The 18,806-nt window shown below is 62.0% G+C and carries 15 protein-coding genes; 7 read left to right on the top strand and 8 right to left on the bottom strand.

Features of this window, described 5'->3' with window-relative positions; all coding sequences use genetic code 11:
- Positions 1-24: 24 nt before the first annotated feature.
- Positions 25-1,083 (bottom strand): glycosyltransferase family 4 protein, encoded by a 1,059-nt coding sequence (locus AC245Y_RS15490; RefSeq protein ID WP_017994783.1) that lies wholly within the window; start codon positions 1,081-1,083, stop codon positions 25-27.
- Between the two features lie 27 nt (positions 1,084-1,110).
- Positions 1,111-1,587: a transcription elongation factor GreA gene (gene greA / locus AC245Y_RS15485; RefSeq protein ID WP_012758398.1), complete on the bottom strand. Its 477-nt coding sequence runs from the start codon at positions 1,585-1,587 to the stop codon at positions 1,111-1,113.
- Positions 1,588-1,840: 253 nt separating this feature from the next.
- Between greA and AC245Y_RS15480 the strand changes: the two genes are divergently transcribed.
- Together AC245Y_RS15480 and AC245Y_RS15475 are read left to right on the top strand one after the other, a co-directional pair.
- On the top strand, positions 1,841-3,073 hold the full coding sequence (locus AC245Y_RS15480; RefSeq protein ID WP_017994782.1) for a putative DNA modification/repair radical SAM protein: 1,233 nt from the start codon (positions 1,841-1,843) through the stop codon (positions 3,071-3,073).
- Positions 3,073-4,527, top strand: coding sequence for a UdgX family uracil-DNA binding protein (locus AC245Y_RS15475; protein WP_017994781.1), 1,455 nt, complete (start codon positions 3,073-3,075; stop codon positions 4,525-4,527). Before AC245Y_RS15480 ends, AC245Y_RS15475 begins: the two co-directional genes overlap by 1 nt.
- A gap of 76 nt (positions 4,528-4,603) precedes the next feature.
- On the opposite strand, the gene carB is transcribed toward AC245Y_RS15475, so the two are convergent.
- Positions 4,604-8,092, bottom strand: a complete 3,489-nt coding sequence (gene carB / locus AC245Y_RS15470) for a carbamoyl-phosphate synthase large subunit (protein WP_012758395.1) — start codon at positions 8,090-8,092, stop codon at positions 4,604-4,606.
- A 269-nt stretch (positions 8,093-8,361) separates the two neighbouring features.
- Positions 8,362-9,138: a LytTR family DNA-binding domain-containing protein gene (locus AC245Y_RS15465; protein ID WP_012758394.1), complete on the bottom strand. Its 777-nt coding sequence runs from the start codon at positions 9,136-9,138 to the stop codon at positions 8,362-8,364.
- Between the two features lie 47 nt (positions 9,139-9,185).
- Between AC245Y_RS15465 and AC245Y_RS15460 the strand changes: the two genes are divergently transcribed.
- Both AC245Y_RS15460 and ypfJ read left to right on the top strand, forming a co-directional pair.
- Positions 9,186-9,716: a DUF2306 domain-containing protein gene (locus AC245Y_RS15460; RefSeq protein ID WP_017994780.1), complete on the top strand. Its 531-nt coding sequence runs from the start codon at positions 9,186-9,188 to the stop codon at positions 9,714-9,716.
- A gap of 76 nt (positions 9,717-9,792) precedes the next feature.
- Positions 9,793-10,713: a KPN_02809 family neutral zinc metallopeptidase gene (gene ypfJ / locus AC245Y_RS15455; protein WP_017994779.1), complete on the top strand. Its 921-nt coding sequence runs from the start codon at positions 9,793-9,795 to the stop codon at positions 10,711-10,713.
- A 57-nt stretch (positions 10,714-10,770) separates the two neighbouring features.
- Here the strand turns inward: ypfJ and AC245Y_RS15450 are convergent, their stop codons facing one another.
- Positions 10,771-11,766, bottom strand: a complete 996-nt coding sequence (locus tag AC245Y_RS15450) for an aldo/keto reductase (protein ID WP_026157431.1) — start codon at positions 11,764-11,766, stop codon at positions 10,771-10,773.
- Positions 11,767-12,165: 399 nt separating this feature from the next.
- On the opposite strand from AC245Y_RS15450, the gene AC245Y_RS15445 reads away from it, so the two are divergent.
- Entirely contained in the window at positions 12,166-13,410 is a 1,245-nt protein-coding gene (locus AC245Y_RS15445; protein WP_012758390.1) for a TCR/Tet family MFS transporter, read from the top strand.
- 142 nt (positions 13,411-13,552) lie between these two features.
- Complete coding sequence (locus AC245Y_RS15440) at positions 13,553-14,956, top strand: MATE family efflux transporter (protein WP_012758389.1); 1,404 nt, start codon at positions 13,553-13,555, stop codon at positions 14,954-14,956.
- 17 nt (positions 14,957-14,973) lie between these two features.
- On the opposite strand, the gene AC245Y_RS15435 is transcribed toward AC245Y_RS15440, so the two are convergent.
- Together AC245Y_RS15435 and carA are read right to left on the bottom strand one after the other, a co-directional pair.
- A complete protein-coding gene (locus AC245Y_RS15435; RefSeq protein WP_012758388.1) occupies positions 14,974-15,294 on the bottom strand; it encodes an antibiotic biosynthesis monooxygenase family protein in 321 nt (106 codons plus the stop codon).
- Positions 15,295-15,567: 273 nt separating this feature from the next.
- A complete protein-coding gene (gene carA / locus AC245Y_RS15430; RefSeq protein WP_032996682.1) occupies positions 15,568-16,773 on the bottom strand; it encodes a glutamine-hydrolyzing carbamoyl-phosphate synthase small subunit in 1,206 nt (401 codons plus the stop codon).
- 269 nt (positions 16,774-17,042) lie between these two features.
- On the opposite strand from carA, the gene AC245Y_RS15425 reads away from it, so the two are divergent.
- On the top strand, positions 17,043-17,498 hold the full coding sequence (locus AC245Y_RS15425) for a GatB/YqeY domain-containing protein (protein WP_012758386.1): 456 nt from the start codon (positions 17,043-17,045) through the stop codon (positions 17,496-17,498).
- A 3-nt stretch (positions 17,499-17,501) separates the two neighbouring features.
- Here the strand turns inward: AC245Y_RS15425 and AC245Y_RS15420 are convergent, their stop codons facing one another.
- Positions 17,502-18,392: a hypothetical protein gene (locus tag AC245Y_RS15420; RefSeq protein ID WP_012758385.1), complete on the bottom strand. Its 891-nt coding sequence runs from the start codon at positions 18,390-18,392 to the stop codon at positions 17,502-17,504.
- Between the last annotated feature and the right edge of the window lie 414 nt (positions 18,393-18,806).

Genomic DNA, 18,806 nt, shown 5'->3' with positions numbered 1-18,806 from the left:
AACGGGCCGTTTCTCTTTTCTACCTCAGCTGCGATTGTCGCCGAGAAGGCTGTTGTAAATGGCGCCGATCGCGCTCGCTTCCTTCTCCAGCGCGAAATTCGCTCTGACATGCCGCAGCGCATTCTCGCCATGGGCGAGCGCCAGCGCGGGATCTGCGATATAGGGCGCGATTGCCCGCGTCAGCGCCTCGCCATCGCCGGCGGCGACGACCGAACCCGTCTCGCCCGTGACGAGGAGCTCGGCATAGGCACCCGCATCCGATGCCACCACCGCGGTGCGCGAGGCCATGGCTTCGAGCGGCGTCAGGCCGAAGCCTTCATTGCGGGAAGGGGCGACGTAAAGCGTCAGCCGGCGATACCAGACCTTGATGTCAGGCACTTCGCCGAGGAAGAGGATACGGTCGCTGAGCCCGGCGGCCGCGACATCCGCCTTAAGTTTGTCGCCAAATGCTGTGTGTTCGGCCGTCACCCGGCCGGAGACGATCGCCGTCCACTCAGTATGCTGCGGCAGCAGATCGATCATCGCCCTGACGAAAAGATCGGTGCCTTTCTGATGGCGCACACGGCCGAAGCAGCCGACGAGATGGCGGCCGGGCAGGCCGGTGGCGGCGATGCCGTCCTCTGCAGTTTCCGGCGGGTGGAACAGGGCAAGGTCGACTCCGTGCTGGATCACCGTGTGCGGCACCTCGAGGAACGAGCCGGATCGATCGCTGGTCGCGATGACAGCGTCCATGCGACGGATCAGCCATTTCGTATAGGCGGTGTGCCGGCGTTGCGCGGCCGAGGTGAAGAGAAGCTTCAGCGGCATGCGCAACAGATGGCGCAGCAGGATGCCGACAGCCATCTCGTTGTTGCGGCGAGCGTGCCAGACACGGTGGCGCCGGCGCGCCGGTGGGCGCGAGAGGCCGAGGAGCTGCCGTCCCTTGAGTTTCGGCAGGCCGTCCGGCAGGCCGGGGCCGAGTGTCGCGATCTTGATACCGAGCCGGATCTGGCATGGGATGAGCTGAACGATAGTTGACGTGACGCCGGAGAGCCGGCGCTTGAAATTGGGCGCAATGATCTCGACGTCACGGATATCAGGCAAGGGAGGGGTCTCGCGGCTGGCGGGCGATCAGCCCCAGGAAACCTGGAGGATTTCGTAGGCCTTGGAGCCACCCGGCGCATTGACCTCGATGGAATCGCCGACTTCCTTTCCGATCAGCGCGCGGGCGATCGGCGAGGAGATGGAGATGCGGCCGGCCTTGACGTCGGCTTCCTGGTCGCCGACGATCTGATAGGTCTTTTCTTCGTCGGTGTCCTCGTCGATGAGCTTCACCTTGGCGCCGAACTTGATCTTGTCGCCCGACATCTTGGTGAGGTCGATGACCTCGGCGCGCGCCGTCAAGTCTTCCAGCTCGCTGATGCGGCCTTCATTATGGCTCTGGGCTTCCTTGGCGGCGTGGTATTCGGCGTTTTCGGAAAGGTCGCCATGGGCACGGGCTTCGGCGATCGCCTCGATGATTCGGGGACGCTCCTCCTGCTGACGCCAGCGCAGCTCTTCCTGCAGCTTGACGAAACCGCCCGGTGTCATCGGTACCTTTTCAACCATTTTTCTGTCCTTCACTCCTTGTATCCGCATAATCAGCGGCGAACACAAAAGAAAACAGGTCCCGAAGGGGAGCTTCGGAACCGTGCCACAATCTTAGTCGGACGCTTATAGCAGATCGCCAAGCCCGATTTCCAGAAAATTCGCATGAAAGAAACGCGGCCTGCTCCAACAGCCGGTGATGCAGCTTGAAAATGGGCAGAAATCGGATCGCTCCGATTGACTTCAGGCGCAGGAACATATAGTGAACATACTAATGAAGAAGTCGCTAACAGAACGCTTGGCCATCCTTTCCGATGCCGCGAAATATGACGCTTCCTGCGCTTCCAGCGGCACGGTGAAACGTGATTCCCGCGCAAGTGGCGGGCTCGGTTCGACCGAGGGATCCGGCATCTGTCATGCCTATGCCCCGGACGGGCGGTGCATTTCGCTTTTGAAAATACTGCTGACCAATTTCTGCATCTACGACTGCGCCTATTGCGTCAATCGCTCGTCGAGCAATGTCGAACGGGCGCGCTTTACGCCCGAGGAGGTCATCTGGCTGACGCTGGAATTCTATCGCCGCAACTATATCGAGGGCCTGTTCCTTTCCTCCGGCATCATTCGTTCGTCCGATTACACAATGGAAGAGATGGTTCGCATCGTCCGCGAACTGCGTGTGACGCATAACTTCCGCGGCTATATCCATCTGAAGTCGATCCCTGAAGCATCGCCGCGTCTGATCGAGGAAGCGGGGCTTCATGCCGACAGGCTGTCGCTCAATATCGAGCTGCCGACCGATCACGGCATCACCCGTTTCGCGCCGGAAAAGAAGCCTGCCAATATCCGGCGATCGATGGGGGACCTTAGGCTGAAGATCGAGGCCGCCGGCGAACCGACGCTGCAGACGAAGAAGCGTCAGCGTTTCGTGCCGGCCGGCCAGAGCACACAGATGATCGTCGGCGCCGATGGCGCGAACGATGCGACGATCCTTGCGACCAGTGGCCGGCTTTACAGCAGCTACGGGCTGAGGCGCGTCTACTATTCCGCCTTCAGCCCGATCCCGGACTCGTCGAAAAACCTGCCGCTGATCAAGCCGCCGCTGATGCGGGAACACCGGCTCTACCAGGCTGACTGGCTCTATCGATTCTACGGTTTCGGCATCGACGAGATCACCGCGAACCAGGCGGATGGCATGCTCGATCTCACCCTCGACCCCAAACTTGCCTGGGCGCTCGCCAACCGGGCCGAGTTCCCCGTCGATATCAACAAGGCCGAGCGTGAACGGTTGCTGCGTGTGCCCGGCCTCGGCACCAAGACAGTCAAAGCGATCGTTTCGGCCCGTCGTTTTCGCCGCCTTCGGTTGGACGATCTTTCGCGGCTCGGCATTTCGATCAAGAAAGTCCAATCCTTCATCTCGGCGGACGGCTGGTCGCCGCGGCGATTGATCGAGCGCCCCGACCTTCGCGCCATGTTCGAACCGAAACCCGAACAATTGTCGTTGCTGTGATGCGCCGGGTCGTGCTTTCAGGACGCGGGGAGCTTGCCGAATGGCGTGACGCCGCGCGCGCTTTCGCGGCTGCCGGCATCCTGCCGGAAGAGATCGAGTGGCGCGAAAAACGCGCTGAGCCGGGTTTTGCGTTTCAACACGACGCCATGCCGCCTCCGTCTGCCGCAGCACGCAAGCCGATGACGGTGCCGCCCGCCTTCCTCGAGCTCGCGGAGACAGTTCTCTGCCATTCCGACCCGGCGCGCTTTTCCCTGCTTTACCGGCTGCTCTGGCGGCGGCAGCTGGACCGGCAACTGCTTGAAGTGGCCTCCGACGAGGATGTCGCCCGTGCCAGGCTGATGGCGAAAAACGTTCGACGCGACGCGCACAAGATGACGGCCTTCGTCCGCTTCAAGGAGGTTGGTGCGGTGTCGGCGGGCCGTCGAAAATTCCTCGCCTGGTTCGAGCCAGATCACCATATCGTCGGGCGCACAGCGCCCTTCTTCCAACGGCGCTTCACCGACATGGACTGGCTGATCGCGACGCCCAAGGGATCGGCCGCCTGGGACGGCGAGCGGCTGACGATGAGCGACGAACCGTGTGAAAAACCCAATCTCACAGATGCTACCGATGACCTCTGGCGCACTTACTACGCCAGCATTTTCAATCCGGCGCGGTTGAAGTTGAAGACGATGCAGGCGGAGATGCCGAAAAAATACTGGAAGAACCTGCCGGAAGCCGATCTCATCCCTGGGCTGATCGCATCGGCGGAGAGCAAGGTGCGGGCCATGGCTGCCCGGGAGGCGACCCAATCGTTGCCCTTTCACGATCGCCTGCAGGAAGCCGCACGCAGCATTCCAGCTGAACCCGAAGCGCCGGCGGGCACGCTGGAAGCACTGGGCGCGGAAGCTGCCGCCTGCACCCGCTGTCCGCTTCATGCGAAGGCGACGCAAACCGTATTCGGGGAGGGGCCGCGCGATGCCGAGGTGATGTTCGTCGGCGAACAGCCGGGCGACCAGGAGGATATATCAGGGCGCCCCTTCGTCGGTCCCGCCGGCAGGCTTCTCGATCAAGTGATCAGTGAAGCGGGCATCGACCGCTCAACGCTTTACGTCACTAATGCCGTCAAGCATTTCAAATATGAGCCGCGCGGCAAACGTCGCATCCATCAGAAGCCCAATATGGGTGAGGTGAAGCACTGCCGCTGGTGGCTCAATCTGGAGATGGCGCTGATCAAGCCGAAGCTGGTGGTTGCGATGGGGGCGACGGCGCTTTCGGCGCTGACCGACACGAAACATCGGCTGCAGGACGTCAGGGGGAAAGCGATCGCGATCGACGAGAGGCGAACGCTCTTCGTAACGGTGCATCCATCCTATCTGCTGCGTATTCCCGACGAGCGGCTGAAAGCGGAGGAACTGGCACGATTTCGCGAAGATATGCTGACAGTTCAGCGCCTTATGCTGGCAGTTGCATAAACTGATTCAGAAGCCTCCGGCGATGCCCAATGGCAAGGCAGGTGCCATCGCTGATCTAGCGATGGCGTTCCGTATCTCAGGCGAAGTAGCTCTGCAACGGCCGCACTTCCAGATTGCCGGCTTTCAGCGCCTTGATCGCCTGGGCGGCGGCCTCGGCGCCTGCCATCGTCGTGTAGTAAGGCACCTTCTGCATCAGCGTCGCACGGCGCAACGACTTGGAGTCCGAGATCGCCTTGTTGCCATCGGTGGTGTTGATGACGAGCTGGACCTGGCGGTTGCGGATTGCGTCCTCGATGTGCGGACGGCCTTCGAGCACCTTGTTGATCTTCGTGGCGGTGATGCCGTTTTCGCCGAGGAAGCGGGCGGTGCCGCCGGTTGCCAGCACTTTGAAGCCCTGCTCGACGAGGATGTGGATCGCCGGCAGCACGCGCGGCTTGTCCGCGTCGCGGACGGAGACAAAGACCGTCCCGTCACGCGGCAGCTCGACGCCGGCGCCGAGCTGCGACTTGGCGAAGGCCAGCGCAAAATCGGTATCGAGGCCGATGACTTCACCGGTCGAGCGCATTTCCGGGCCGAGCAGCGTGTCGACGCCGGGGAAGCGGGCGAAGGGGAAGACGGCTTCCTTGACGGCGATGTGCTTCAGCTTGCGCGGATCGGGCTTTTCGCCGTAGGCGGCGAAGGTGGCATCGAGTTTCTCGCCGGCCATGACGCGGGCGGCGATCTTGGCGATCGGCGCGCCGATGGTCTTTGCGACGAAGGGCACGGTGCGCGAGGCGCGCGGATTGACTTCGAGCACGTAGACGACATCGTCCTTGATGGCGAACTGGACGTTCATCAGGCCGCCGACATTGAGGGCTTTGGCCATCGCCTTGGCCTGGCGCTCCAGCTCGTCTAGCATCTCGTTGGAGAGCGTGCGCGGCGGCAGCGAGCAGGCGCTGTCGCCGGAATGGATGCCGGCTTCCTCGATATGCTCCATGATGCCGGCGACATAGACGTCGGTGCCGTCCGAGAGGCAGTCGACATCGACTTCGATGGCGTGGCTGAGGTAGCTGTCGAAGAGCAGCGGGTTCTTGCCGAGCAGGGTGTTGATCTGGCCGGTCTTGTCGTTGGGATAGCGCTGCTTGATATCCTCAGGTACCAGTTCAGGCACGGTATCGAGCAGGTAGCTCTGCAATTGTCCTTCCGAATGCAGGATCTGCATGGCGCGGCCGCCGAGCACGTAAGAGGGACGCACGACCAGCGGGAAGCCGATTTCGGTGGCGACCATGCGGGCCTGCTCAACCGAATAGGCGATGCCGTTGTTCGGCTGGTTGAGGTCGAGCTTCATCAACAGCTTCTGGAAGCGGTCGCGGTCCTCGGCAAGGTCGATCATGTCAGGCGCGGTACCGAGGATCGGGATGCCGTTCTTTTCCAGCGCCTCGGCAAGCTTCAGCGGCGTCTGGCCGCCGAACTGGACGATGACGCCGACGACTTCGCCCTTTTCCTGTTCTGCCCGCAGGATCTCGATCACGTCCTCGGCCGTCAGTGGCTCGAAATAGAGGCGGTCCGAGGTATCGTAGTCGGTCGAAACGGTTTCCGGGTTGCAGTTGATCATGATCGCTTCATAACCCGCATCCTTCAAGGCGAAGGCAGCGTGGCAGCAGCAATAATCGAACTCGATGCCCTGGCCGATGCGGTTCGGGCCACCGCCGAGGATGACAACCTTCTTGCGGTCGGAGACTTCAGCCTCGGAGCGGGCGGCGCCGACGAAAGGCGTCTCATAGGTCGAATACATGTAGGCGGTCGGCGAGGCGAATTCGGCCGCACAGGTGTCGATGCGCTTGAAGACGGGGCGGACATTCAGCTTGTTACGGAATTCGGCGACTTCCTTCGGGCGCTTGCCGGTCAGCGTCGCCAGGCGCGCGTCGGAGAAGCCCATGGCCTTCAGCATGCGCAGGTTTGTGGCATCCTGCGGCAGGCCGTGCTCGCGGATGCGGGCCTCCATCTCGACGATCGCCTTCAGTTCAGCGATGAACCAGGGATCGATCTTGCAGCCTTCGTGGACTTCAGCTTCGCTCATGCCCTGGCGTAGCGCCTGGGCGACCATGCGCAGGCGATCGGGCGTCGGTGTGCCGATTGCGGCGCGGATAGCGTTCTGGCTGGATTCGCCCTCTTCGAAGCCGGGGATCTCGATCTCGTCGAGGCCCGTCAGGCCGGTTTCCAAGCCACGCAGTGCCTTCTGCAGCGATTCGGCAAAGGTGCGGCCGATCGCCATGACTTCACCGACCGATTTCATCGCGGTCGTCAGCACCGGCGAGGCGCCGGGGAATTTCTCGAAGGCGAAACGCGGGATCTTGGTGACGACGTAGTCGATCGACGGTTCGAAGGAGGCAGGCGTTGCGCCGCCGGTGATGTCGTTATCCAGTTCGTCGAGCGTATAGCCGATCGCCAGCTTGGCGGCGATCTTGGCGATCGGGAAACCGGTGGCCTTGGAGGCGAGCGCCGACGAGCGCGAAACACGCGGGTTCATTTCGATGACGACGAGACGGCCGTCCTTCGGATTGACGGCGAACTGGACGTTCGAGCCGCCGGTCTCGACCCCAATCTCGCGCAGCACCGCGATCGAGGCGTTGCGCATGATCTGGTATTCCTTGTCCGTCAGCGTCAGCGCCGGCGCGACGGTGATCGAATCGCCAGTATGGACGCCCATCGGGTCGATGTTCTCGATCGAGCAGATGATGATGCAGTTGTCCGCCTTGTCGCGGACGACCTCCATTTCATATTCCTTCCAACCTAGCACCGATTCTTCGACCAGCACTTCGGTGGTCGGCGAGGCATCGAGGCCGCCGCCGACGATCTCGAAGAATTCCGAGCGGTTGTAGGCGATGCCGCCGCCAGTGCCGCCGAGCGTGAAGGAGGGACGGATGATGGCGGGCAGACCGACATGGTCGATCGCCTGGGCGGCAATTGCCATGGCATGGCTCATGTAACGCTGCTTGCGGTCGCTCTCGCCGAGGTTCCACTGGTTTTCCAGCTCGTCCAGCGCCTTGTCGAGGTCGGATCCGGAGAGGCTTTCGCGCAGCTTGATGCGCTCGGCCTCGTGCGTCTTGCGGTCGAGGTCCTTGATGTCGGTGGCGTTCGCCAGCATCGAGCGCGGGGTTTCGAGGCCGATACGGGCCATCGCCTCGCGAAACAGCGCGCGGTCCTCGGCCATGTCGATGGCGGCGGGCTTGGCGCCGATCATCTCGACATTGTAGCGGTCGAGCACGCCCATGCGCTTCAGCGAAAGCGCCGTGTTCAGCGCCGTCTGGCCGCCCATGGTCGGCAGCAGCGCATCCGGGCGCTCCTTGGCGATGATCTTGGCGACGACTTCGGGGGTAATCGGCTCGACATAGGTGGCGTCGGCAAGACCCGGATCGGTCATGATCGTCGCCGGGTTGGAGTTGACGAGGATGACGCGGTAGCCTTCCTCCTTCAGCGCCTTGCAGGCTTGGGTGCCGGAATAGTCGAACTCGCAAGCCTGGCCGATGACGATCGGTCCCGCGCCGATGATAAGGATCGATTTGATGTCTTGGCGCTTCGGCATGGGTGCTTCCGTTTTCTGGCTGCGCAGAAAACCGGCCAGGGTGGGAGATCACCGGGTCGGGTCGCGCATGCTGGGTCTTTTCAGGCTAGAAGCGGCTTATAGGCAAATGTATTTGCAAACGGAACCCCATAAATCGCGGAATCGACAGGAATCCAACACGGCGCGAAGGGCTATTTCCCGTCAGACACGACCGCCACCCGGATTTCGCCGCCGCCCTGCTTCCGGAAGAGCGTAAACGGGAGTCCTGTCAAGCGCTTGGCGCGCCTTCTTTACGTGAAGCGGCGGCGCACTTCCCCGGCATAGCTACGGCTGACCGGGATTGCCTTGCCGTCGCGGGTGAGGATCAGCAGCCTGCCATTGTCGCGCTTCAAGCTTTCGACATGGGCGTCGGCCACCCAGTGCGAGCGATGGACGCGAAGGCCCGGCGTCGCGGCGGTTTCCCTAAGCGCATCGGCGAAACGTAAGAGCACCAGTTCGCGCCCGCGGCTGGTCACCACCTCGGTATAGTGGTCCTGAACGGAAAGGCGCAGCAGCGAGCCACGATTCTCAGGCTTCAGCCGGTCGAGGATCGAGGCGCCGGGGCTGGTTTCCTGAGGCGCTGCGGCTTCGGCGATTTTCTGGCTCATCGCCATGTAGGTCAAAAGGCAGAAGAGGGCGCAGAGCGGCACCGCAAAAAGCGCGCGCTGCAGGCCGCTTTCGAGCGTGGTCGCTTCGCCGGTGAAGACATAGTCGACGAGGCCGATGGCAAAACCGATCGGCAGGGCGGCTATGAGCGAACCCGCCATCATCCGGGCGAACATGGAAACGATCAATCCCCGCAGCAGTCTTTCGGCCGCAACCGCGCAGAGGATGGCGATCACCCAGGCAAGGGCATGCAGGCTCAGCCAATAGGCGAGGCGTTCGCCGAAGGCCATGTTTTCCATCGTGCCGTAGGGGCCGGTGACGGCAAAGAGCAGGACGATCGCGGCAAAGGTTCCCCAGAAACGCCGGGAGTGGAGAAAGACCTGCAATTCGCGAAGCGTGGATTGCAAGAAGAGGTGAATCACGAAGTTTTCCTGCCGTTCGCGCGGTTCGGATTGAGGCAGATGCAGTCTTGGCGGAAAGAGCGATCGAATTCAACCGGATGCCGCTGATGACCCTCGAACCGCTCCTCGATGCCCCGTTCGCCGTTCAGATCCATGTCGCCGCTGTTACACCGGCGGCACTTCTCGGCGCCTATATCCTGCTGCGCCCCAAGGGCACGCCGCTGCACCGGCTGCTCGGCAGGATCTGGATGGCGCTGATGGTCATGACGGCGATATCGAGCTTTTTCATTCATGAGCTCGATCTCTTCTACGGGTTCAGTCCGATCCATCTTCTGTCGATCGCAACGCTGGTCGGCAGCTGGAACGCGATCGCGGCGGCCCGCCGCGGCGATATCCGTCTGCACAAGCGCATCGTCGCCGGCCTTTATTTCGGCGGCATCGTCCTTGCCGGCCTGTTCACTTTCGTGCCTGGCCGGATCATGCATGCGGTCATCTTCACCGGCGCGGAATGGCCGGCTGTCCTTGCTGCGGCGGTGATCGGCTCGATGCTCATCGCAATCGCGCTGCGTCGCCGACGCGGGCGCCTGATTGCCCGATGAAGTCGCTGGAATTCCGGCGGCCGACGGATATATAACTCCTTGAGCGCAAGCACAGGCATTGCCGGGGAGAGCGAAGATGGAATGGAAAGGCCGGCGTCAGTCCGACAATATCGAGGATCGCCGCAGCGATCCGACCGGCGGCGGTTTCGGCCGCGGCGGCGGCTTCAACTTTCCTTCCGGCGGCGGTGTTCGCCGCGCCGGTGGCGGCCTCAGCATCGGCACGATCGTCTTCCTCATCGTCATCTATTTCATCTTCAAGATGATGGGCATTGATCTGCTGCAGATGCTCGATACCGGCGGCACGACAAGCGGTCCTGGCTACGAGCAGAGCCAGTCAGGCGGAACACGCACGCCCGCCAACGACGAGATGACCGCATTCATGCGCACCGTCCTTGCCGAGACCGAGGATACCTGGAAGGGCATCTTCCAGGCGCAGGGCCAAAATTACGAAGAGCCGCGTCTCGTGCTGTTCTCGGGCTCGACGGCATCGGCCTGCGGCTCCGCATCATCTGCAACAGGCCCGTTCTACTGCCCGAGCGACCACAAGGTCTATCTCGATACCGAATTCTTCCAGGAGCTTTCCGACCGCTTCGGCGCGTCGGGTGATTTCGCCGAGGCCTATGTCGTAGCTCATGAGGTCGGCCATCACGTGCAGAACCTGCTCGGCATCCTGCCGAAGTTCAACCAGGCCCGCCAGCGCATGAGCGAGGCCGACGCCAACAAGATGTCGGTGCGCGTCGAGCTGCAGGCCGATTGCTTTGCCGGCATCTGGGGCAAATATACCCAGCAGAAGGGCCTACTTGAGTCAGGCGATCTGGAGGAAGCGCTGAACGCAGCCCAGCAGATTGGTGACGATTCGCTGCAGAAGCGGTCACAGGGTTACGTCGTCCCGGAAAGCTTCAACCACGGTACCTCGGAGCAGCGGGTCAGATGGTTCAAGCGCGGTTTCGACAGCGGCCAGCTGTCGGCCTGCGATACGTTCTCCGGCCCAATTTGAGGAGAGAGGAGGGGCGCGCACGGCACAAAGCACATCGCCGCCCCTTCCATCCCTTGCTTACTTCTCGCTGTCCATATGCTGCAGCATATGCTCGGGATAACGCCCACCCACGGCCGCGTCTTTCGGCACGGCGTGTTCGATGATGGCGAAATCTTCTGGCGACAGGTCGATGGCGCGTGAGCCGAGCGCCTCGGTCAACCGGTCGCGGCGGCGGGCGCCGATGATCGGGACGATGTCCTTGCCCTTGGCGGCGACCCAGGCGATGGCGATCTGGGCGACCGAGACGCTCTTTGCCTGGGCGATCTCGCGCAGCTTCTCCACCAGAGCGAGGTTCTGCTCGATATTGCCTTCCTGGAAGCGCGGGCTGTAGGCGCGAAAATCGCCGGCCGTCCCACCCTGGCCCTTTTGCCAGTGGCCGCTGATCAGGCCGCGCGAGAGCACGCCGTAGGCGGTGATCGAAATGCCGAGTTCGCGTGTCGTCGGCAGGATCTTCTCCTCAATGCCGCGCGAGATCAGCGAATATTCGATCTGCAGGTCGACGATCGGGGCGACAGTGGCGGCGCGGCGGATCGTGTCGGCGCCGACTTCCGACAGGCCGATATGCCTGACATAACCTGCCTTGACCATGTCGGCGATGGCGCCGACCGTGTCCTCGATCGGCACGTTCGGATCGAGGCGAGCGGGGCGGTAGATGTCGATATAGTCGACGCCGAGGCGCTGCAGCGTATAGCTGAGGAAGTTCTTCACCGCGACCGGGCGGGCGTCGATGCCGCTCCAGCCGCCGACGGGATCGCGCAGGCCGCCGAATTTGACGCTGATGACGGCGTTTTCGCGCCTGCGACCCTTCAATGCCTCGCCGATCAGCATTTCGTTATGGCCCATCCCGTAGAAATCGCCGGTGTCGAGCAGGTTGATGCCGGCATCGAGCGCGGCATGGATCGTCGCGATGCTTTCTGCGCGATCGGAGGGGCCGTACATGCCCGACATGCCCATGCAGCCGAGGCCGATGGCCGAGACATCGGGTCCGGTCTTTCCCAAACGATAGGTCTGCATTGTCTTCTCCTTCATTTGCGCCGCGCGGCCGGATCGGGCATCCGCGCCGAGTGGCGTTGCCGGACGCCGTTCTACCGCTTTCGCATTCGGGCGATAATTGGACAGCATCGAACAGGCTGTGCGGGGAAATGCACAATGACCGGTCTTGTCTTCTGATCTGGATGCCGTCGCGGCGATTGCAAGGGAACGCATCCCCCGGCGATCCGCTGGGCGGCTGGCGATTTTCGGAAGCTGGAACAACAGCGTGCGCCCACCGGTTGAGGCCTCCCATAAATTTCCCGTTGAACATTATCAAAAACTTTGAAATGTTCACGGATTGTTTCGGTTTCTTTTCTGAGCTATGTCACTTTCTCGGCGACGAGATCGTCTTTTCAGAACCAACCGCTGTAGAGATGCCTCATGCTTGACCCCAAATTCGTTCGCCGCGGCCTTTTCCTGGTCTTCATCATCCTTTTCCTCGACATTATCGGCATCGCCATCATCATGCCGGTGCTGCCCGCCTATCTGGAGCAGCTGACCGGTGGCAGCGTCAGCGATGCGGCGATCGACGGCGGCTGGCTGATGCTGGTCTATGCCGGCATGCAATTCCTGTTCGCGCCGCTGCTCGGAAACCTGTCCGACCGTTTCGGCCGCCGGCCGATCCTTTTGCTTTCGGTGCTAACCTTTGCGATCGATAATTTCATCTGCGGCATCGCCACCAGCTTCTGGATGCTGTTCGTCGGCCGTGTGCTTGCCGGCATCAGCGGCGGCAGTTTCGCCACCTGCTCAGCCTATATTGCCGATATCAGCACGGAGGAGAACCGGGCGAAGAATTTCGGGCTGATCGGTATCGCCTTCGGCGTCGGTTTCACCATCGGCCCTGTCGTCGGCGGTGTCCTCGGCGAATTCGGCCCGCGTGTGCCATTCCTCGGCGCGGCCGCGCTATCGCTTGTCAATTTCATCGCCGCCTGCTTCCTGCTGCCGGAGACGCTGGAGGCGAAGAACCGCCGCCGGTTCGAGTGGAAACGCGCCAACCCGCTCGGCGCTTTGCGCCAGATGCGCCATTATCCCGGCATCGGCTGGGTCAGCCTCGTTATGTTTCTGTTCTTCCTGGCGCATGCCGTCTATCCCTCGGTCTGGGCGTTCGTCTCGACCTATCGCTACGGCTGGAGCGAGGGGCAGATTGGCCTGTCGCTCGGCATTTATGGCATCGGCGCCGCGCTCGTCATGGGGCTGGTCCTGCCGCGGATCGTGCCGGTGCTCGGCGAGTGGAAAACCGCTCTTCTCGGTCTCTGCTTTTCAGCTGCAGGATTGACCGGCTATGCCTTCGCCTGGGAGGGCTGGGTGGTTTACGTCGTCATCGTCGCGACCGTCATCGAAAACGTCGCCGACCCGCCGCTGCGCAGCATCGCCGCCGGCATGGTGCCGCCTTCGGCGCAGGGTGAGCTGCAGGGCGCGCTTACCAGCCTCAGCAGCATCACCACCATTGTCGGGCCGCTGATCTTCACCCAGATGTTTTCCTATTTCACGCGGCCTGAGGCGCCTGTCACTTTTGCCGGCGCACCCTATCTTGCCGCCGCGCTGTTCATCCTGGTGGCCGCCGGTGTGTTCCTGCTGCGGGTCCGGGCCCGTGAGCCGGCCGAGGCGCTGGAAGCGGCCGGTTGATCGATCAGAAACGCTGATGCGATGATGAATTTTTCATCATCTGCCTCATTTGGGGTAGTTCTTTGCAGGGCTTTGATCTAAGCCCGGATGATATTTCGCCGCAAGCTGCGGCGACGCATATTTCAATCACAGGACTGGTGTCATGGACACGCCGATCGACGCGCGCAGGCTTGCGCCGACAAACGATAATCGTTGGGGCGCACATTTCCGTGCCACGCTGGCGCTCGGCATTCCGCTGATCGGCGCGCAGCTTGCCCAGCTCGGCATCAACACCACCGATGTGATGATCGTCGGCCGCCTCGGCGCCGAGCATCTTGCGGCAATGGTGCTTGCGGCGCAGTTCCTGTTCACGATCCTGATCTTCGGCTCGGGCTTTGCCATCGCCGTCATTCCGATGGTGGCGCAGGCCTATGGCCGCGGCGACCTCGTCTCGGTGCGACGGTCGCTGCGCATGGGCCTGTGGGTGGTGATCGCATACTGGGTCATCATGCAGCCGGCCTTCTTCAATTCGGAGCAGGTCCTCCTCTTCGCACAGCAGAAGCCCGAGGTGGCCAAGCTCGCCCACGGCTACATCATGATCGGCCAGTTCGGCGTGCTGCCGGCGCTGCTCTTCAACGTCATGCGCTCGCTCGTCAGCGCCATCGGCAAGGCTGGCATCATCCTCAACGTCACCATCGCCACGCTGGTGATGAACGCGATCTTCGCCTATATCCTCGTGCTCGGCCATTTCGGCTTTCCGGCGATGGGGCTCGAGGGCGCGGCGATCGTTTCGGTCGCCGTGCAGACGGCCGGCTTCCTCTTCATCCTGGCTTTCGTGCAGCGGCGCGAAGAGACGCGGCGCTACGAGATCTTCGTGCGGTTCTGGAAACCCGACTGGCACGCGCTGCTGGAGGTCATCCGGCTCGGTTTCCCGATCAGCGTCACCATCCTTGCCGAGGTCAGCCTGTTCACGGTGGCTTCGCTGCTGATGGGCTATATCGGCACCATCGAGCTTGCGGCTCATGGCATTGCCCTGCAATGGGCCTCGATCGCATTCATGATTCCGCTCGGCCTCAGCCAGGCGGCAACGGTGCGCGTCGGTGTCGCCCACGGGCAGGGCGATTATCAGGGGCTGGTGCGCGCTTCGATCACCGTGCTCATCCTCGCCTGCGCCATTTCGGCGGTGGGCAGCGTGCTCTTTGCCTCCATGCCGCAATTCCTCGGCAGCTGGTTCCTCGACGTCAACTCGCCCGAGGCGCCTGAGGTACTTGCCTATGCCGGGCCGTTGATCGTCGTTGCCGGGCTTTTCCAGCTTGTCGACGGGCTGCAGGTGATCGCCAATGGATTGCTGCGTGGCCTCAAGGACGCACGCGTGCCGATGATCATGGCGTTGATCGCCTATTGGCCGATCGGCTTCTTCCTCGCCTGGGCCTTTGCCTTCCCGCTGGGTTTCGGTGGCATCGGCATCTGGTTCGGCTTTCTCGTCGGGCTGGCGGCCGCCGCCGTCATGCTCTGCGCGCGCTTCTACCTTCTCCTTCGCCGGGAGGCGGAACTGGCCCACGCCTGAGCCGGCCGCCTCCGCCTTCAGGCCGCGACAGGCTTGTAGCCGGCGATATCGGCGTGAATGCCGAGACGCGCAAACATTTCCTGCGGATCGAAATTGGCGGCCCTGTGGGCCGCAGCGACGGCGGCCCGCGCGCGCTCGACGACTTCGGTATTTTCCCATTCGGCAATCGTGACGAAATTGAATTCGCCCGGACCGGCGACCTGCTCCAGCACCCTGTGATCGATGAAACCGTCCTGCGCCTCCAACACCTTGTGGGTCATCATCACTTTGACGAGAAATTCCTCGCGTGCCGCCGCCGGCACGATGAACTTGTCTACACGAAAGAAAGCTCCGCTCATCCAGTTTTCTCCTGCATCAGATGTCTGCAGGCAGATCTGTAATTCCTCAAGTTAAGCTGAGGTCAATAGGCGGATAAAGAAAAAGGCCCGCCTGGGCGAACCTTTGGGCTACTGACAAAGCGGCCAACTCCTCTTTCGTCATGCTCGGGCTTGTCCCGAGCATCTGCCTTCGGTCGATATGTGGCAGATCCTCGGCACAGGGCCGAGGATGACGAAGAGTGAGGTTTGTCAACAAGTCAAAGGCCAACCTTGGCGGTCGGAAATCGCTAGAAATCAGCGTTCGGCGAGCGCCGGTTCGCCCTTCTTCTCGCGCACCATGTTGATGAAGCGGCGGAAGAGGTAGTGGCTGTCCTGCGGACCGGGAGAGGCTTCCGGATGGTGCTGGACGGAGAAGACCTGCTTGCCGAGGACGCGCAGGCCGCAATTGGTGCCGTCGAAAAGCGAAATATGAGTCTCTTCAACGCCATCCGGCAGCGACTTCGAGTCGACCGCGAAGCCGTGGTTCATCGAGACGATCTCGACCTTGCCGGTCGTATGGTCCTTGACGGGGTGGTTGGCGCCGTGATGGCCCTGATGCATCTTCTCGGTCTTCGCGCCGAGTGCCAGGCCCAGCATCTGGTGGCCGAGGCAGATGCCGAAGACCGGGATATCGGTCTTGATCAGTGTCTTGATCACAGGCACGGCATAGTCGCCGGTTGCCGCCGGATCGCCCGGGCCGTTCGACAGGAAGATGCCGTCCGGCTGCATGGCGAGCACGTCTTCGGCGCTCGTTGCGGCCGGCACGACAGTCACTTTGCAGTCGAGGCCGGCAAACAGGCGCAGGATGCCGCGCTTGACGCCGTAATCGAGGCAGACGACGTGGTATTTCGCGTCTGTCGCCTTGAGTTCACCGTAACCTTCATTCCACACCCACGGCGTTTCGGTCCATTGCGAGGACTGGCCCGACGAGGCGATCTTGGCGAGGTCGAGACCTTCAAGGCCGCTCCAGGCTTTAGCCTCGGCCTTCAGCGTCTCGATGTCGAAGACACCGTTCGGATCGTGGGCGATGACCGCGTTCGGAGCGCCGTTCTCACGGATCCAGGCGGTCAGCGCGCGCGTGTCGATGCCGCAGAGACCGATGACGCCGCGAGCCTTCAACCATTGGTCGAGGTGCTTGGCGGCGCGGTAGTTCGAGGGCTCAGTGATGTCGGCCTTGAAGATGACGCCGACGGCGCCGTGGCGGGCGGCAGGCGTCAGGTCCTCGATGTCTTCATCATTGGTGCCGATATTGCCGATATGCGGGAAGGTGAAGGTGACGATCTGGCCGAGATAGGAGGGGTCCGTCAGGATCTCCTCATAGCCGGTAAGCGCCGTGTTGAAGACCACCTCGGCCGGCACCTTGCCGGTGGCGCCGATGCCCTTGCCTTCGATGACCGTGCCGTCGGCAAGAACGAGCAGGGCGGTCGGCTTTTCGATTGTCCAGGGTGCTGTCGCGGTCATCTTCATCCCGTTTCCGGCAGGTGGGCGCGTTGTCGCGCTCGTCGCCATTTGATTTCGCAGGCGTGTGGACACGGCAATGCCGCGCGCTTCAGGCCTGATCACGAATTTTGGTGCAGGTGGCGGTAAATAGCCACGCAATCGCTTAGCGTCAATCTTTGTAGCCGAGATCGCGGCCGTTTTCCTGCGCTTTATCGCGCTGACCGCGCAATTTATTTGATCCGCCGCATCAGCGTGGTTTATGAAGCGGCATCAAAACAGGAGTGAAGACCATGCTGCGCGATCAACTCGCCACCCAGCTGAAAGAGGCGATGAAGGCCAAGAATGCGGAGCGGCTTTCCACCGTCCGGCTGATTCAGGCCGCGGTCAAGGACCGCGATATCGCCAACCGCGGCACCGGTAAGGAGCAGGCGAGCGACGACGAGATCCTGCAGATTCTCGCCAAAATGGTGAAGCAGCGTGACGAATCGGCAAAGATCTACGAGGAGAATTCCCGGCCGGAGCTTGCCGCCAAGGAGCGCGCCGAAATCATCGTCATCCAGGATTTCATGCCGAAGCAGCTTTCGGACGGCGAAGTGCGCGCCAATGTCTCGGCGATCATCGCCGAGACCGGTGCCGCGGGCGCCAAGGACATGGGCAAGGTAATGGCGGCGCTGAAGGAGCGTTATGCCGGCCAGATGGATTTCGCCAAGGCATCGGCGACCGTCAAGGAACTGTTGAACGGATAAGCCTCAGATAACCCGTCTTGCCTGCGGTTCGTCACGGACCGCAGGCCCGAGCACCGCTTCGGCGGCGGCATCGATGATGGCGAATTTCGCCGCCTGATAATTCCAATATTCGCGGATGAAATGGGCCGACAGCCAGAAGTCGCCCTTGCGGGAGGGTTCGGTCCAGCCGATACTCTCCATGGTCGCTGCCTGCATCAGAAGCCGCTTCAGATGGGTGTTGGAGATCATGAACTGTTCGCGGATTTCCCTGAGCGACAGAGGGCCAAGCACGACGCGGTCCGCCGTCCTTGGAAATTCGGGAAGGCGCGAGATCAGGTAGTCCATCACCAGCCCGCCGGAATTTGCCCAGTTGAAGAGGTTGAAGGTGGCGCCCGGATTACGCACCGCTTCACTTCCTATGATCGCCCTCGCAATCGGTGGCTGGATCGCTGCCATCATCGCCGAGGGGTTGGCGGTGATCTTATCGGCGCGCTCACCGCCGTCGAGGCTGTCGAGGATCATCATATGGGCGACGAGCCATCGGGTGAAATGCTGCTCGGCGATTTCGGTGGGCTCGAGGTAGCGTGTGCGCTTATCGGGGCCGGGAACCGGTCGCAGGAAGCGATAGGCCAGCATTTCCTGCATGAAGGCCGCGGCCGTGTTGCGGCTGGCGATGTTGTTCCTGACCGCAAAATCGATGAAGCGGCCGGAATAGAGGCCGCCGCTCTTCCCGTCGTCGGAATAACCGTAGTGAAGCGCAAAGCCGGCATGGGCCATCAGCCAGCGCTGCTGCGCGGCGAAGATCGAAGCGATGCGCGGGCTCTCGCGATAGATGGCGAGCATCTGATCGGCGCAATGGAGGATGGCAGCGAGAAAGCGATCGTCTGCTGCAAGATTATCCGCGGTAAAAGCCATTTGGAGAGGTCCAGGGAGTTCGGCGCATACATCTTTCATGCAAGCGCCGCCTGTCAACGATTTTATCGATAAGCGGTTAATTTTAAAGGGAGAGTTGTCGCAGGAGAGCCAAAAATTTAAGAAGGCAGGAGCTGGGGGCGCTCCTGCCTTCTTGCTCTTTGCGTCCACCGGCACGCAGGGCCGAAGCCCAAGCCGGAGGGTATTTGCAAAGGCACCCTTGCGAAGCGGCGCCGGGGGTAGGGATGGTGCTTCGCTCGGGGATCGCTTTGTTGAGATCGAACCTATTGCGGCGCGGCGGCTTATTCAAATTACAAAAAAATAATAATTGCCGGAATCGGCGGTTTGGGAGGCGTCGAAGCGGACCCTCGGGAGGTGGCGCTAGGGATGATGAGAAGCAATCATCTGAGGGGATAA

It is taken from the genome of Rhizobium sp. SRDI943 (assembly GCF_057653695.1).
Note: the sequence above shows the minus strand (reverse complement) of the source record. Positions and strands in the feature narration are given on the sequence as shown.

Coding starts and splice junctions, on each gene's coding strand:
- AC245Y_RS15450 (WP_026157431.1), bottom strand. CDS start 11,766: ATGCAGACCTATCGTTTGGGAAAGACCGGACCCGATGTCTCGGCCATC.
- greA (WP_012758398.1), bottom strand. CDS start 1,587: ATGGTTGAAAAGGTACCGATGACACCGGGCGGTTTCGTCAAGCTGCAG.
- ypfJ (WP_017994779.1), top strand. CDS start 9,793: ATGGAATGGAAAGGCCGGCGTCAGTCCGACAATATCGAGGATCGCCGC.
- AC245Y_RS15480 (WP_017994782.1), top strand. CDS start 1,841: ATGAAGAAGTCGCTAACAGAACGCTTGGCCATCCTTTCCGATGCCGCG.
- AC245Y_RS15440 (WP_012758389.1), top strand. CDS start 13,553: ATGGACACGCCGATCGACGCGCGCAGGCTTGCGCCGACAAACGATAAT.
- AC245Y_RS15420 (WP_012758385.1), bottom strand. CDS start 18,392: ATGGCTTTTACCGCGGATAATCTTGCAGCAGACGATCGCTTTCTCGCT.
- AC245Y_RS15425 (WP_012758386.1), top strand. CDS start 17,043: ATGCTGCGCGATCAACTCGCCACCCAGCTGAAAGAGGCGATGAAGGCC.
- AC245Y_RS15475 (WP_017994781.1), top strand. CDS start 3,073: ATGCGCCGGGTCGTGCTTTCAGGACGCGGGGAGCTTGCCGAATGGCGT.
- carA (WP_032996682.1), bottom strand. CDS start 16,773: ATGACCGCGACAGCACCCTGGACAATCGAAAAGCCGACCGCCCTGCTC.
- AC245Y_RS15445 (WP_012758390.1), top strand. CDS start 12,166: ATGCTTGACCCCAAATTCGTTCGCCGCGGCCTTTTCCTGGTCTTCATC.
- carB (WP_012758395.1), bottom strand. CDS start 8,092: ATGCCGAAGCGCCAAGACATCAAATCGATCCTTATCATCGGCGCGGGA.
- AC245Y_RS15435 (WP_012758388.1), bottom strand. CDS start 15,294: ATGAGCGGAGCTTTCTTTCGTGTAGACAAGTTCATCGTGCCGGCGGCG.